We start from the raw sequence: 14,016 nt of genomic DNA, 5'->3' as shown, positions 1-14,016 counted from the left end.
AAGACTATAGCTAATGTAAAAAAGTAAATATATTGTTTTGATATTTCGAAATATATAGTACTTTTGCAAAGTAATCTACTAAGCCGATAGGGTAATGGATTTTTAAGAGTAAAAAAACAATTCTTAAAATATGGAAAATGAACTTAAGTTAAACAACGCTATAGTAAAGTCTGATTCTTTATTAAAGGAAAAATTGTGGGTTGTAATACCTGTTGTTTTGTTGTTAGGTTTGGCAGTTACATTAATTTATAATCATCACGCCGAATTTTCGTGGGATGGTTTTGTTCAGGGATTTGATGAAAATCTTTTAGCGTTTTTCTTAATTGGTGTTTTTGCACAATTAGTAGATGGCGCTTTAGGAATGGGGTATGGAGCTACTTCTACATCATTTTTATTGGCTTATGGAGTATCGCCAGTTTTGAGCAGTACGGCAGTTCACGTTTCAGAGATGTTTACCACAGGAGCATCGGCGCTTTCGCACCACCGCTTTGGAAACATCAATAAAAAATTGGTTAAACATTTATTGATTCCAGGAGTTTTAGGATCAATTACAGGGGCTTATTTATTGTCAGATGTCATTGACGGAGATATTATTAAACCATTTATTGCGGTTTACATGATTATTCTGGCAGTTGTAATTATCAGAAAGGCTCTTAGAAAAAGTGTTGTAAAAAAGAAAACAAAAAAACTTGGAGTTTTGGCAGTGTTTGGAGGTTTTATGGATTCTGTTGGAGGAGGAGGCTGGGGGCCAATTGTGACTTCAACGTTATTAGGAAGAGGAAGAAACCCGAAATATACCATTGGGTCTGTAAATGCGGCTGAATTTGCGATTTCATTTGCTAGTGGAATCACTTTCATGCTTTTTGGTGGAATTCACGGCTGGCAGATCATTATCGGATTGATTTTAGGAGGAGTTATTTCAGCCCCAATAGCAGCTTATTTGGTAAATAGAATCAAAAGAAAACCAATGATGGTTGCGGTTGGAGTTCTAATTATAATATTGAGTTTAAAAACATTATCTAAATTATTGTAAAAGATAATTTTAGAAAGGAGAGATTATGAGTGCGATTATTGTACAAGAATTATTAGAGAAAACTGCAGCCCTTTCGCTTGACGAAACCTTAGTTTTTTTAGCAAAAGAGTTTCCAGGAAAAGTAATTTTTTCGACTTCTTTTGGTCAGGAAGATCAGGTAATTACCGATTTTATAGCAAAAAGCAATACTGATATTGCGGTATTTACTTTAGACACAGGAAGATTATTTCAGGAAACTTACGATGTTTTTCATAAAACATTAAAAAAATACAAAAGACCAATCGAAGTTTTTTTTCCAGAAGCGGCTTCAGTAGAAAATCTTCTGAAAACAAAAGGGCCAAACAGCTTTTACGATTCAGTTGAAAACAGAAAAGAATGCTGTTTTATTCGAAAAGTGGTTCCGTTAAGAAAAGCTTTAGCAGGAAATTCAGTTTGGATAACAGGTTTAAGAGCTGAACAATCGGAGAACAGGCATGATTTAAGTTTGTTTGAATACGATGGAAACTTCGAAATTATCAAATTCAATCCGTTGCTAAAATGGACTTTAGAAGAAGTTGAAACGTATTTGTCGGAGAACAATGTTCCTCAAAATGCTTTACACAAACAAGGTTTCGTAAGTATTGGATGCGCACCTTGTACGAGAGCGATTTTTCCAGGTGAAGATATCAGAGCCGGAAGATGGTGGTGGGAATCAAGCCATAAAGAGTGTGGGCTTCACAGTGCTAAGAAAGAGTAGGCTTTTTAGAAGAAAGAAGCAAGAGGCAAGACTTTTTTAGAGAATAGAATATAGATTATAGAATAAAGAGTGGAGATTTTTAGAGCAGGTAACTTGAAACCTGAAACTTAAAACTTGAAACTCACAAAATATCAAACAAAAAAACAATGAGTTCAGTATTAAAAACAAACGCTTTAGAGAGTGAAGCGATATACATTTTCAGAGAAGTAATTTCACAGTTTGACAAACCGGTTTTACTTTTTTCAGGAGGAAAAGATTCTATTACATTGGTGCGTTTAGCGCAAAAAGCATTTTTCCCTGCTAAGATTCCGTTTCCTCTATTACACGTTGATACGGGACATAATTTCCCTGAAACCATTGCTTTCAGAGATAAATTGGTAGAAGAATTAGGTTTAGAGTTGATCGTTCGTAATGTTCAGGATGCTATTGATGAAGGAAAAGTGGTGGAAGAAACTGGTAAATACTCAAGTAGAAACAGTTTGCAAACAACAACACTTTTGGATGCAATTGAAGAATTTAAGTTTGATGCTTGTATTGGAGGCGCGCGTCGTGATGAAGAAAAAGCAAGAGCTAAAGAACGTATTTTCTCAGTTCGTGATGATTTCGGACAATGGGACGAAAAAAATCAGAGACCTGAGTTGTTTGATATCTTAAATGGAAAAATTGAAAATGGACAAAACGTTCGTGTTTTCCCAATTTCAAACTGGACAGAATTAGATGTTTGGAGTTATATCGAGAAAGAAAAAATCGAGATTCCGTCAATCTATTTCTCACATAAAAGAAAAGTTTTTTTGAGAGACGGTTTAATCTGGTCGCATTCTCCTTTTGTGTACCAAGAAGAAGACGAACAAATCGAAGAACGAATTGTTCGCTTCAGAACCGTTGGAGATATGAGTTGTACAGCAGCTGTTGAATCTTACGCAGCAACTATCGAAGAAGTAGTTGGAGAAATCAGATCATCAACCATTTCTGAAAGAGGAGCCAGAATCGATGACAAACGTTCTGAAGCTGCAATGGAAAAGAGAAAACAACAAGGATACTTTTAATTTTTAATAAGAAGTTAAAAGTTAGATGTTAGAAGTTGATCGTAGGAGGTTAACAACGGAGTGAAATTCAAAGATTCAAAAAAAACAAAATATTTAAAAGTAAGGTTGAAAACTTGAAACCTGAAACTTTTAAAACTTGAAACAAAATAAGATGGACGTTTTAAAAATAGCAACAGCAGGAAGTGTAGATGACGGAAAAAGTACTTTGATTGGGAGATTATTGTACGATACAAAATCATTGACGACTGATAAAATAGAAGCAATCGAAAAAAGCAGTAAACAAAAAGGATATGATTATCTTGATTTTTCTTTGGCAACTGACGGATTAGTAGCAGAAAGAGAACAAGGAATCACAATTGACGTTGCGCATATTTATTTTTCGACTGCAAAGAAAAGTTACATTATTGCCGATACTCCAGGTCACGTAGAATATACCAGAAACATGGTTACAGGAGCTTCGACTTCTCAGGTTTCTATCATTTTGATTGATGCCAGAAAAGGAGTTATCGAGCAAACATACCGTCACTTTTTTATCAATAATTTATTGAGAGTAAAAGAAGTAATCGTTGCCATCAACAAAATGGACTTAGTAGATTACTCAGAAGAAGTTTTCAATAAAATCAAAGCTGATTTTGAGGCTTTAAATGCAAAAAGCACTTTCAAAGAACAAAACGTAAGTTACATTCCGTTAAGCGCTATCAACGGCGGAAACGTTGTGGATAAATCTGAGGATATGCCTTGGTACGAAGGACAAACAGTTTTAGAACATTTAGAAGGGTTACATTCTCATGATGTTTACGAAGCAGGAAAAGCACGTTTTCCGGTTCAAACAGTGATTCGTCCAAAAACTGAAGAATACCACGATTTTAGAGGTTATGCTGGAAAATTATACGGAAACTCAATTAAAGTTGGAGATGCTGTAACAGTTCTTCCTTCTTTAACAGAATCAAAAGTATCTAAAATTCATTTTTTCGATAAAACATTTGACGAAGCTACAGCAGGTTCTTCAATCACAATCGAATTAGAAAATGACATCAATGTAACAAGAGGCGATATGATTGTAAAATCAGATGAGCTTCCAAAAATTGAAAAAGATATCACGACAACAGTTTGCTGGATGGACAGTAAAAAACTGGTTGCGGGAACTAAATATTTGGTACAACATAATACCAACAGAGTTTTAGCAAAAGTAGAAAGCATCAAAAATACAATTGCTACTGATTACTCAGGAACGACAGAAGTTTCACAATTGGCAATCAACGAAATTGGAGAAGTTACGATCAAATTAAGCAAGCCGTTATATTTTGATTCATACAACGAAAACAAATCAAACGGAGCTTTCATCTTAATTGATACAGCAACAAACACAACAGCAGGAGTAGGATTTATTAGGTAAACCTGCCGTAAGCTTTAAGCTATAGGCTTTAAGCTTTTAGCAAAAACGTATAAAAAGGCACGCAAAAAAGCTTATAGCTTATTGCCTAAAGCCTAAAGCAAGAAAAACACAAAGTTTAAAAAGCTTATAGCCTAAAGCTTAAAGCCTAAAGCGAAAAAGAGAAATGGAAAGTTTTAGAACAGAAATAGAAAATCCGGTAGTTCAGAAGGAGATTATCGAATTAGAAAAAAAGATTCACTTATTCCGTGGAGGAAAAATTGATGATGAGCGTTTTCGTAGTCTTCGTTTAGCGCGTGGAATCTACGGTCAGCGTCAGGAAGGCGTTCAAATGATTCGTATCAAATTGCCTTACGGTAAAGTTACCAGCGAGCAATTAGTGCGTATCACACAAGTTTCGGATGAATATTCTACAGGACGTTTGCACATTACAACGCGTCAGGATATCCAGATTCATTATGTTAGTTTAGACAGAACGCCAGAACTTTGGGCAGATTTGGCTAAAGACGATATCACGCTTCGTGAAGCTTGTGGAAACACAGTTAGAAATATTACAGGAAGCGAATTAGCGGGTGTTGACGTAAACGAACCATTTGATGTTTCGCCTTATGCACACGGACTTTTTCAATACTTACTAAGAAATCCAATCTGTCAGGAAATGGGACGTAAATTCAAAATTTCGTTCTCTTCTTCAGACGAAGATACTGCTTTGAGTTATTTACACGATTTAGGATTTATTCCGAAAATTAAAGACGGACAAAAAGGTTTCAAAATCATGTTTGGAGGAGGTTTAGGATCTCAGCCAGCGCATGCTGAATTGCTTTCGGAGTTTGTTCCGGTAAACGAAATCATTCCAACAGCAGAAGGAATCATCCGTATTTTTGATAGATACGGAGAACGTGCTAAAAGAATGAAAGCGCGTATGAAATTCTTAATCAAAGAAATGGGGAAAGATGTTTTCCTTGATTTGGTCGAAAAAGAGAAAAAAGCCATCGCTTTTGAAACATACGAAATTGATACAACTGCTTTTGATGGTCCAATTCCAGAGCCAGTTTTAGAAGTTCCGCAAGTTACCATCGAAGATACTGAAGCGTATGAAGCGTGGAAAAAATCGAATGTAATCAAGCAGAAACAAGACGGTTATTATGCTATCGGTATCAAAGTTTTATTAGGAGATTTTTATACAGATAAAGCAAGATTATTAGCAGCTTTAATAAAAAATTACGCAGCAAATGAACTACGTTTTTCATTGCGTCAAAATATTGTAATACGTCACGTAAAAGAGGAAAATTTACCTTTCTTTTATCAAGAATTAGCCAAACTTGACTTTGTTCAATTAGGATATAATTCAGTTGGAGATATTACGGCATGTCCGGGTACTGATACTTGCAACTTGGGGATTGCAAGTAGTACCGGTATTGCAGAAGAATTAGAAAGAGTTTTAAGTGCTGAATATCCTCAGTATTTAAATAACCGCGAAATCGAAATTAAAATCTCGGGTTGTATGAATGCCTGCGGACAACACAATATGTCTGCAATTGGATTCCAAGGAATGTCTATCAACTCAGGAAAATTGGTTGCTCCGGCTTTACAGGTTTTATTGGGTGGAGGAAGATTAGGAAATGGAGCAGGACGTTTTGCTGATAAAGTAATCAAAGTACCGAGTCGTAGAGGTCCAGATGCATTGCGTACGATCTTAAATGATTTTGATGCTAACGGAAGCGGACAAAAATTCCTTGATTATTATGATACAAAAGGAGAAAAGTATTTCTATGAAATCTTAAAACCTTTTGCAGATGTAACCAATTTAACAGAAGCAGATTTTGTGGATTGGGGTAACGCAGACAACTATGTAAAAGCAGTTGGAGTTGGAGAATGCGCCGGAGTGGTAATCGATTTAGTTGCAACATTATTGTTTGAAGCTAAAGAGAAATTGATCTTGGCTCAAGAATCTTTCGACGAGAAAAAATGGTCAGATGCAATTTACCATGCTTACGCAGGATTTGTAAACGGTGCAAAAGCATTGTTATTGGCAGAAAACCAAAAAACAAATCACCACGCAGGAATCGTAGACTTGTTTGACACTGTTTTTATCGACACAAATAAAATAGAATTAAACTCAACTTTTAAAGACTTGGTTTACCAAATCAATAAAAATGAACCATCTGAAGCTTTCGCTAAAGGTTACATTGCACAAGCAACTGTTTTCTTTGATAAAATCGAAACTTTCAGAGCTCAGGAATTAGAAAATGCTTAATATAAAACCCAAAATAACTTTAGTCGGTGCAGGTCCGGGCGATCCCGATTTACTTACGCTGAAAGCTGTAAAAGCATTGGCTGAAGCTAATGTGGTTTTATACGACGCTTTGGCCAACGAAGAAATTTTGGATTACGCACCAAAAAATGCCATCCGAATTTTTGTTGGAAAAAGAATCGGAAATCATGCTTACACGCAAGATCAAATCAATCAACTGATTGTAGATAATGCTTTGACTTACGGAAACGTAGTGCGATTAAAAGGCGGAGATCCATTTATTTTTGGAAGAGGTGGTGAAGAAATTGATTTTGCAGAGAGCTTCGGAATAGAAACAATCGTAGTTCCCGGAATTTCATCAGTAGTTGCCGTTCCCGCAAGTCAGGGAATTTCAATTACGAAAAGAGGTGTTTCAGAAAGCTTTTGGGCGATTACCGGAACAACTTCTGATAGAAAATTATCTTCAGATGTAGCTTTGGCAGCAAAATCATCAGCAACAGTGGTGATTTTGATGGGAATGCACAAATTGGCTCAAATTATTGATTTGTTTCAAAAAGAAGATAAAGGAAATTTACCTGTTGCGATCATTCAAAACGGAACAACAGCAGAAGAGAAAGTAGGAGTTGGAACGGTAGATTCGATTTTAGAAGTTGTAAAACAAAAAGAATTAGGTTCGCCAGCTATTATTGTTCTTGGAGAAGTTGTGAGAGAAAGCAATAAACTAAAAGGATTTTACGAAGAATTTCTATCAAAAGAAGAAATTAGGTAGAATTATGTTCCGTTAGGAACATCTGATCGGTAGAAAAAAAAATGTTTCCAAGTTAATATTAATGTTCCGTTAGGAACATCTCATTGGTTATTCTAATTTTGATTAGATGAAAAAAGATTAAAATGGAACAAAACGAATTATATCCAATATTTCTAAAACTTCACAATTTAAATGTCTTGATTGTAGGTGGAGGAAATGTAGGTCTAGAAAAGCTTTCCTTCTTGCTAAAGTCAAGTCCGAATGCTAATGTTGAGGTAGTTGCACCTGATTTTCATTTAGAAATTAAGGTTTTAGCAGAAAAACATCCTTCAATTAAATTGACGGAAAAAAAGTTTAAAAAGAAAATGCTTAAAAAGCGTCATATGGTAATTGCCTGTACAGACGATTTGAAAGTAAATAAAAAGGTTTACGATTTAGCAAGAAAACGCTATTTGATTTGCAATATAGCTGATACACCAGATTTATGTGATTATTATCTTGGCGGAATTGTAACAAAAGGAAATGTAAAAATTGCCATTTCAACAAACGGAAAATCACCAACAACAGCCAAAAGGCTTCGAGAGTTTTTTGAAGAAGTAATTCCAGAAGATATTAACCAAATGGTTGAAAATCTGAATGAATATCGAAAAACCTTAAAAGGCAATTTTGAAGAAAAGGTAAAAAGAATGAATGAGATTACCTCTTCATTAAAAAATAAAGAGTAAAAAAGTTTCGGAAAGAAATTAATGATAAAAATCATTGAAAGTACAAGGATTTATTCGTTTCTTTGCGTTATTAAGAATGATTATAAACAACAACATAATGATTAAAACAGATATACTTATAATTGGAGCAGGCCCAACAGGTTTATTTGCCGTATTTGAGGCAGGATTGTTAAAATTAAAATGCCACATTTTAGATGCTCTTCCACAACCGGGAGGACAACTATCAGAGTTATATCCAAAAAAGCCAATTTATGATATTCCTGGATTTCCAGAAGTATTGGCAGGAGATTTAGTTGACGGATTAATGGAGCAAATCAAACAATTTGAACCAGGTTTTACTTTAGGAGAACGTGCTGAAACAGTTGAAAAACAAGAAGACGGAACTTTCATTGTAACATCAAACAAAGGAACTAAATTCCACGCGCCAGTTATTGCAATTGCTGGAGGTTTAGGAAGTTTTGAGCCTCGTAAACCACTTATCGAAGATATCGAGTTTTATGAAGATAAAGGAGTGAAATACTTCATCAAAAATCCTGAGAAATTCAGAGATAAAAGAGTTGTTATTGCAGGAGGAGGAGATTCAGCTTTGGACTGGAGCATCTTCTTAGCAAATGTAGCTTCAGAAGTAACTTTAATTCACAGAAGAAACGAATTCAGAGGAGCTTTAGATTCAGTAGAAAAAGTACAGGAATTAAAATCAGCTGGAAAAATTAAATTAATTACTCCAGCAGAAGTTATCGGAATCAATGGTGCTGAGCATGTTGAGTCATTAGACATCGAAGAAAATGGAGCGCACCGTAAAATCGACTGCGATTATTTCATTCCGCTTTTCGGATTAACACCAAAATTAGGTCCAATTGGAGACTGGGGATTAGAAATAGAGAAAAATGCTATTAAAGTAAATAATGCATTAGATTACCAAACTAACATTCCTGGAATCTTCGCAATTGGAGACGTAAATACATACCCAGGAAAATTAAAGTTGATTCTTTGTGGTTTCCACGAAGCAACTTTAATGTGCCAAGCTGCTTATTCAATCATCAACCCAGGTAAAAAATATGTATTGAAATATACAACGGTTTCAGGTGTAGATGGTTTCGACGGAACTCGTAAAGAAGCGCCAAAAGCAGTTGTGAAGGCGATTGTTTAATCTGAGGTGCTGAGGTTCTAAGGGACTAAGGCGCTAAGATTTTTAAATATTGTAAAGCCCAAACTTTTTAAAGTTTGGGCTTTTTTAATTACCATGAATAATCCTAGAGGGATGACATATTTATAGAAAAGAAATTATTCGTTTGCAAAAGCTCCAGCGGAGCGAAATATATGTCGCTCCGCTGGAGCTTTTGCGTTGTGTAGATTGTTTTCTATAAATATTATGCTCCTCCGGAGCTAAATCAACCAAAAGATAAAACCTAAGAACCTTAGCGCCTAAGTCCCTCAGAACCTTAGAAAAAAAAACATTTGCAAATCGAAAGCCTATTTCATACCTTTGCACTGTTCTTAAAATTATTGTTCGTTATCACGAAAGGCGGAGGGATAGACCCGATGAAACCTTAGCAACCCTTTATCATAAAGAAGGTGCTAAATTCTACTTTATACGACATTTTCCAGTATTAAAGATAGATAACACAAATACATACTCGTATTTCTCAAAACTTTTCTCGATAACATATAATATTTACTGAAACAGATTCTGTATCAGGAGCGAATCATTGGCGCATTTTTGCAGTCAGTAGTTCCCGCTTTACGTTGCAATCTTTTGATTTTTTAAAGAAAAAATCAAAAGGATTTCCACTTCAATCGGGGCTAATGAGCCAGCAATAGTGCATTTTTGGAATTAATGTGAAAAAAAATATCGAAGGTTAAACCCGACAGGTTTTAAAAACCTGTCGGGTTTAAATCGGAAATACAATTAAATAAAAAAACTTAGCATCTTAGACTCTCAGTATCTCAGAAGCTAAAAAAAGAAGACATGGCAATAACAATTCAAGAAGCAATAAAAAAAAATATCCTAATCCTTGATGGAGCAATGGGAACAATGTTGCAACGCTATAATTTCTCAGAAGAAGATTTCAGAGGAGAGCGTTTCAAAGATTTCCCGCATCCGTTAAAAGGAAACAACGATTTACTATCCCTAACACAACCACAAGCGATTCGCGATGTACACGCCGCATATTATGAAGCAGGTGCTGACATTGTAGAAACCAATACCTTCTCAGGAACGACAATCGGTATGGCCGATTATCACATGGAAGATTTGGTTTACGAGTTAAACTACGAATCGGCAAAAATCGCAAGAGAAGTAGCCGATGAGTTTACCGCTAAAAATCCTGACAAACCACGTTTCGTAGCTGGTTCAATCGGACCAACAAATAGAACGGCAAGTATGTCACCAGATGTAAACGATCCTGGTTACAGAGCCGTAACATTTGACGATTTACGAATTGCATACAAACAACAAGTCGAGGCCTTAATGGATGGTGGTTGTCATTTGCTTTTGGTAGAAACAATCTTCGATACATTAAATGCAAAAGCCGCACTTTTTGCAATCGAAGAGGTAAAAGAAGAACGCAATCTTGATATTCCAATCATGGTTTCAGGAACAATTACAGATGCTTCTGGAAGAACGCTTTCAGGACAAACAGTTGAAGCGTTTTTGATTTCAGTTTCTCATATTCCATTATTAAGCGTAGGATTCAATTGCGCCCTTGGAGCCGATTTGTTGAAACCCTATTTAAAAACATTATCACAGCATACACAATTTAATGTTTCGGCTCATCCAAATGCAGGATTGCCAAACGCTTTCGGACAATACGACGAAACACCAGAAGAAATGCAAGTGCTGATAAAGGAATATTTGGATGATAATTTGATTAATATCATTGGTGGTTGTTGCGGAACAACTCCAGATCATATTCGATTGATTGCTGAGGCTGCGAAGGATTATAAGCCGAGAGTGGCACCGGTTTTTGAATAAATATAATCATTATTAAAAATGGACGGAGAGCATATTGTTTATTCAGAAGATGGGGAAATTTTTAAAGCTTTTCTGAATTCAAATTGGTATGATACGGCGAGTCCATATTTATATTGTGTTTCTGAATTAAAAATTATTAGAAACAAGATTGATAATAACGAAAAATTCAAAATAGAAAGTAATGGTAAAATATATCCTATTACGACAAATTTAGAGTTTAAGACATGGATAGAAAAGGTATTTTATGGAGGATTTGAGAAGCATGTTTTTATTGATTAAAAGTAAATAGTATGCCTACAAGATTTTAAAAACCTTGCAGGAAAGAAATAGAATAAAAAAACTCAGAATCTAAGCATCTTAGAATCTCAGTAACTTTAAAAAGAAATGACAGAAAAAAGAAGAGACCTTGTATTATCAGGATTAGAACCGTTGATTATCACGCCGGAAAGTGTTTTCGTGAATGTTGGTGAGCGTACGAATGTAACAGGTTCAAGAAAATTCTTGAGATTAATCAAGGAAGAGAAATATGACGAGGCGCTTGATATTGCAAGACAGCAGGTAGAAGGTGGAGCACAGATCATCGATATCAATATGGATGAAGGAATGCTTGATGGCGTTACTGCAATGACTAAATTTTTGAATTTAATCGCTGCAGAACCAGATATTTCTAGAGTGCCGATTATGATCGACAGCTCGAAATGGGAAATCATTGAAGCAGGTCTAAAAGTAGTACAAGGAAAAAGCGTTGTAAACTCGATTTCGTTAAAAGAAGGTGAAGAAGCCTTTATTCATCACGCACGATTGATCAAACGTTACGGAGCGGCGGCAATTATCATGGCGTTTGACGAAGTAGGTCAGGCCGATAATTATGATCGTCGAGTTGAAATCTGTCAGCGTTCGTATGATATTTTGGTGAACAAAGTAGGTTTTCCTCCGCAGGATATTATTTTCGATTTGAATATTTTCCCAGTTGCAACGGGAATGGAAGAACATCGCTTAAATGCTTTAGACTTCTTTAGAGGAACAAAATGGGTTCGTGAAAACCTTCCGCACGCGCATATCAGTGGTGGAGTGAGTAACGTTTCGTTCTCTTTTAGAGGAAATGATACGGTTCGTGAAGCGATGCACTCGGTGTTTTTATACCACGCAATCAAAAACGGAATGACGATGGGAATCGTTAATCCTGAAATGTTGACGATTTACGATGATATTCCGAAGGATTTATTAGAATACGTTGAAGACGTAATTTTAGATAGACGCGATGATGCTACAGAACGACTTTTGGATTTTGCTGAAAGTGTAAAAGGCGAAGCAAAAAGCGATGAAAAAGCGGTTCAAGAATGGCGTTTTGGAACCGTTCAGGAACGTATTACGCATTCGTTGGTAAAAGGAATTGATGCTTTTATTGAAGAAGATGTTGAAGAAGCACGTCAGGCAGCAACAAAACCAATTGAAGTTATCGAAATCAATTTGATGACAGGAATGAATGTGGTTGGAGATTTATTCGGAAGCGGAAAAATGTTCTTGCCTCAAGTAGTAAAATCGGCTCGTGTAATGAAAAAAGCCGTAGCTTATTTATTGCCTTTTATCGAAGCCAGCAAACAAGCCGGAGACAAACAAGGAAACGGAAAAATCTTGATGGCAACCGTAAAAGGTGACGTTCACGATATTGGAAAAAACATCGTTTCGGTAGTGTTGGCTTGTAATAATTATGAGATTGTAGATCTTGGCGTTATGGTGCCTCCGGAAAAAATTATTGCAGCTGCAATTGAGCATAATGTTGATATCATTGGATTAAGTGGATTGATCACTCCTTCGCTTGACGAAATGGTGTATTTGGCCAAAGAATTAGACAAACAAGATATTAAAATCCCAATTATGATTGGTGGGGCGACGACTTCTCGCGCGCATACAGCCGTGAAAATTGCACCTCAATACAGAGAAACTGTAATTCACGTTAACGATGCTTCAAGAGCTGTTACCGTTGCAGGAAATCTGTTAGATCATAACCGAAAAATATATGCGGCAGACATTCGTGCAGAATATGATTCTTTTAGAGAAACGTTTTTAAATCGTTCGAGAGACAAGAATTTCTTAACGATTGAAGATGCTCGCAAAAATAAATTACCATTGGATTGGTCGGAATACACGCCAACTAAACCAAAAGTAATTGGCGCACAAACCATTGAAATAGAATTGGATGTTTTGGTTCCGTATATCGACTGGACGCCATTTTTCCAGACTTGGGAATTGTACGGAAAATATCCAGCGATTTTAACAGATGAGGTTGTGGGCGAACAAGCAACATCTGTTTTTAATGATGCTCAGGCGATGTTGAAAGTAATTTTGGAAGAGAAAAAACTAAAAGCAAAAGGTATTTACGGAATTTTTCCTGCGAATCAGGTTAATGACGATGATATTGAATTGCGTGATGAAAACGGAAAAGTTTTGGAGAAATTCTTAACGCTTCGTCAGCAGTCACAAAAAACAAAGGGTGCTCCAAACATCGCTTTAGCCGATTTTATTCTGCCAAAAGAAAGCGGTATCGATGATTATATTGGAGCTTTCTGCGTAACAACCGGTTTTGGTGTTGATGAATGGGCAGCGGAATACGAAAAGAATTTAGACGATTATAATTCGATTATGGTGAAAGCGCTTGCCGATCGTTTTGCTGAGGCTTTCGCCGAATATCTTCACGAGAGAGTGCGTAAAGATTTCTGGGGTTATGATAGCGAAGAATCTTTAACCAACGAAGAATTGATTAAAGAAAATTATAAAGGAATTCGCCCGGCTCCGGGTTATCCAGCTTGCCCAGATCACTTGGAAAAACCAACGATTTGGAAGCTTTTAGATGTTGAAAAACAAATTGGAGTAAAGCTGACAGAAAGTATGGCAATGTGGCCGGCGTCATCGGTTTCAGGATATTATTTCGGAAACCCAAAAAGCCGTTATTTCGGACTAGGAAAAATAAAAGAAGATCAGGTCACAGATTATGCCAAACGCCGAAATGTACCGCTTGATTACGCAATGAAATGGTTAAACCCTAATATAGCAGACTAGAATAGTTGATAGTTGATGGTTTTTGGTTGATAGATTTGAATGCAAAA

11 protein-coding genes and 1 riboswitch are annotated in these 14,016 nt (G+C 36.1%); all 11 genes read left to right on the top strand.

The genetic code is table 11. The features are described 5' to 3' along the window. Positions 1-130 precede the first annotated feature (130 nt). A complete protein-coding gene (locus tag AAYQ05_RS15745; protein ID WP_343544368.1) occupies positions 131-1,033 on the top strand; it encodes a sulfite exporter TauE/SafE family protein in 903 nt (300 codons plus the stop codon). 25 nt (positions 1,034-1,058) lie between these two features. Then, the gene (locus AAYQ05_RS15740) at positions 1,059-1,769 is read left to right on the top strand and encodes a phosphoadenylyl-sulfate reductase (RefSeq protein WP_343544367.1); all 711 of its coding nucleotides are present in this window, start codon (positions 1,059-1,061) and stop codon (positions 1,767-1,769) included. A 146-nt stretch (positions 1,770-1,915) separates the two neighbouring features. Next, positions 1,916-2,815, top strand: coding sequence for a sulfate adenylyltransferase subunit CysD (gene cysD / locus AAYQ05_RS15735; RefSeq protein ID WP_008466601.1), 900 nt, complete (start codon positions 1,916-1,918; stop codon positions 2,813-2,815). A gap of 151 nt (positions 2,816-2,966) precedes the next feature. Continuing rightward, entirely contained in the window at positions 2,967-4,211 is a 1,245-nt protein-coding gene (locus tag AAYQ05_RS15730) for a sulfate adenylyltransferase subunit 1 (protein WP_343544413.1), read from the top strand. A gap of 163 nt (positions 4,212-4,374) precedes the next feature. Next, positions 4,375-6,465: a ferredoxin-like domain-containing protein gene (locus AAYQ05_RS15725; RefSeq protein ID WP_343544366.1), complete on the top strand. Its 2,091-nt coding sequence runs from the start codon at positions 4,375-4,377 to the stop codon at positions 6,463-6,465. Continuing rightward, positions 6,458-7,231 (top strand): uroporphyrinogen-III C-methyltransferase, encoded by a 774-nt coding sequence (gene cobA, locus AAYQ05_RS15720; protein WP_343544365.1) that lies wholly within the window; start codon positions 6,458-6,460, stop codon positions 7,229-7,231. The genes AAYQ05_RS15725 and cobA overlap by 8 nt, the downstream gene beginning before the upstream one ends. 122 nt (positions 7,232-7,353) lie before the next feature. Then, positions 7,354-7,935: a precorrin-2 dehydrogenase/sirohydrochlorin ferrochelatase family protein gene (locus AAYQ05_RS15715; RefSeq protein WP_091493804.1), complete on the top strand. Its 582-nt coding sequence runs from the start codon at positions 7,354-7,356 to the stop codon at positions 7,933-7,935. 97 nt (positions 7,936-8,032) lie between these two features. Continuing rightward, positions 8,033-9,085, top strand: a complete 1,053-nt coding sequence (locus tag AAYQ05_RS15710; RefSeq protein ID WP_177211081.1) for an NAD(P)/FAD-dependent oxidoreductase — start codon at positions 8,033-8,035, stop codon at positions 9,083-9,085. A 360-nt stretch (positions 9,086-9,445) separates the two neighbouring features. Further along, a riboswitch (SAM riboswitch) is annotated at positions 9,446-9,562 on the top strand. Between the two features lie 342 nt (positions 9,563-9,904). Continuing rightward, entirely contained in the window at positions 9,905-10,909 is a 1,005-nt protein-coding gene (locus tag AAYQ05_RS15705; protein WP_343544364.1) for a homocysteine S-methyltransferase family protein, read from the top strand. A gap of 18 nt (positions 10,910-10,927) precedes the next feature. Beyond that, the gene (locus AAYQ05_RS15700; RefSeq protein WP_343544363.1) at positions 10,928-11,188 is read left to right on the top strand and encodes a hypothetical protein; all 261 of its coding nucleotides are present in this window, start codon (positions 10,928-10,930) and stop codon (positions 11,186-11,188) included. A gap of 105 nt (positions 11,189-11,293) precedes the next feature. Then, positions 11,294-13,969 (top strand): methionine synthase, encoded by a 2,676-nt coding sequence (metH, locus tag AAYQ05_RS15695; RefSeq protein ID WP_343544362.1) that lies wholly within the window; start codon positions 11,294-11,296, stop codon positions 13,967-13,969. Positions 13,970-14,016: the final 47 nt, after the last annotated feature.

The organism is Flavobacterium movens (genome assembly GCF_039581425.1).
In the GTDB taxonomy this organism is placed as follows: domain Bacteria; phylum Bacteroidota; class Bacteroidia; order Flavobacteriales; family Flavobacteriaceae; genus Flavobacterium; species Flavobacterium luteolum.
Note: the sequence above shows the minus strand (reverse complement) of the source record. Positions and strands in the feature narration are given on the sequence as shown.

Excerpts from the sequence above, each read along its gene's own strand:
- AAYQ05_RS15745 (WP_343544368.1), top strand. The coding sequence starts at position 131 with ATGGAAAATGAACTTAAGTTAAACAACGCTATAGTAAAGTCTGATTCT.
- AAYQ05_RS15725 (WP_343544366.1), top strand. The coding sequence starts at position 4,375 with ATGGAAAGTTTTAGAACAGAAATAGAAAATCCGGTAGTTCAGAAGGAG.
- cobA (WP_343544365.1), top strand. The coding sequence starts at position 6,458 with ATGCTTAATATAAAACCCAAAATAACTTTAGTCGGTGCAGGTCCGGGC.
- AAYQ05_RS15740 (WP_343544367.1), top strand. The coding sequence starts at position 1,059 with ATGAGTGCGATTATTGTACAAGAATTATTAGAGAAAACTGCAGCCCTT.
- metH (WP_343544362.1), top strand. The coding sequence starts at position 11,294 with ATGACAGAAAAAAGAAGAGACCTTGTATTATCAGGATTAGAACCGTTG.
- cysD (WP_008466601.1), top strand. The coding sequence starts at position 1,916 with ATGAGTTCAGTATTAAAAACAAACGCTTTAGAGAGTGAAGCGATATAC.
- AAYQ05_RS15715 (WP_091493804.1), top strand. The coding sequence starts at position 7,354 with ATGGAACAAAACGAATTATATCCAATATTTCTAAAACTTCACAATTTA.
- AAYQ05_RS15700 (WP_343544363.1), top strand. The coding sequence starts at position 10,928 with ATGGACGGAGAGCATATTGTTTATTCAGAAGATGGGGAAATTTTTAAA.
- AAYQ05_RS15705 (WP_343544364.1), top strand. The coding sequence starts at position 9,905 with ATGGCAATAACAATTCAAGAAGCAATAAAAAAAAATATCCTAATCCTT.
- AAYQ05_RS15710 (WP_177211081.1), top strand. The coding sequence starts at position 8,033 with ATGATTAAAACAGATATACTTATAATTGGAGCAGGCCCAACAGGTTTA.
- AAYQ05_RS15730 (WP_343544413.1), top strand. The coding sequence starts at position 2,967 with ATGGACGTTTTAAAAATAGCAACAGCAGGAAGTGTAGATGACGGAAAA.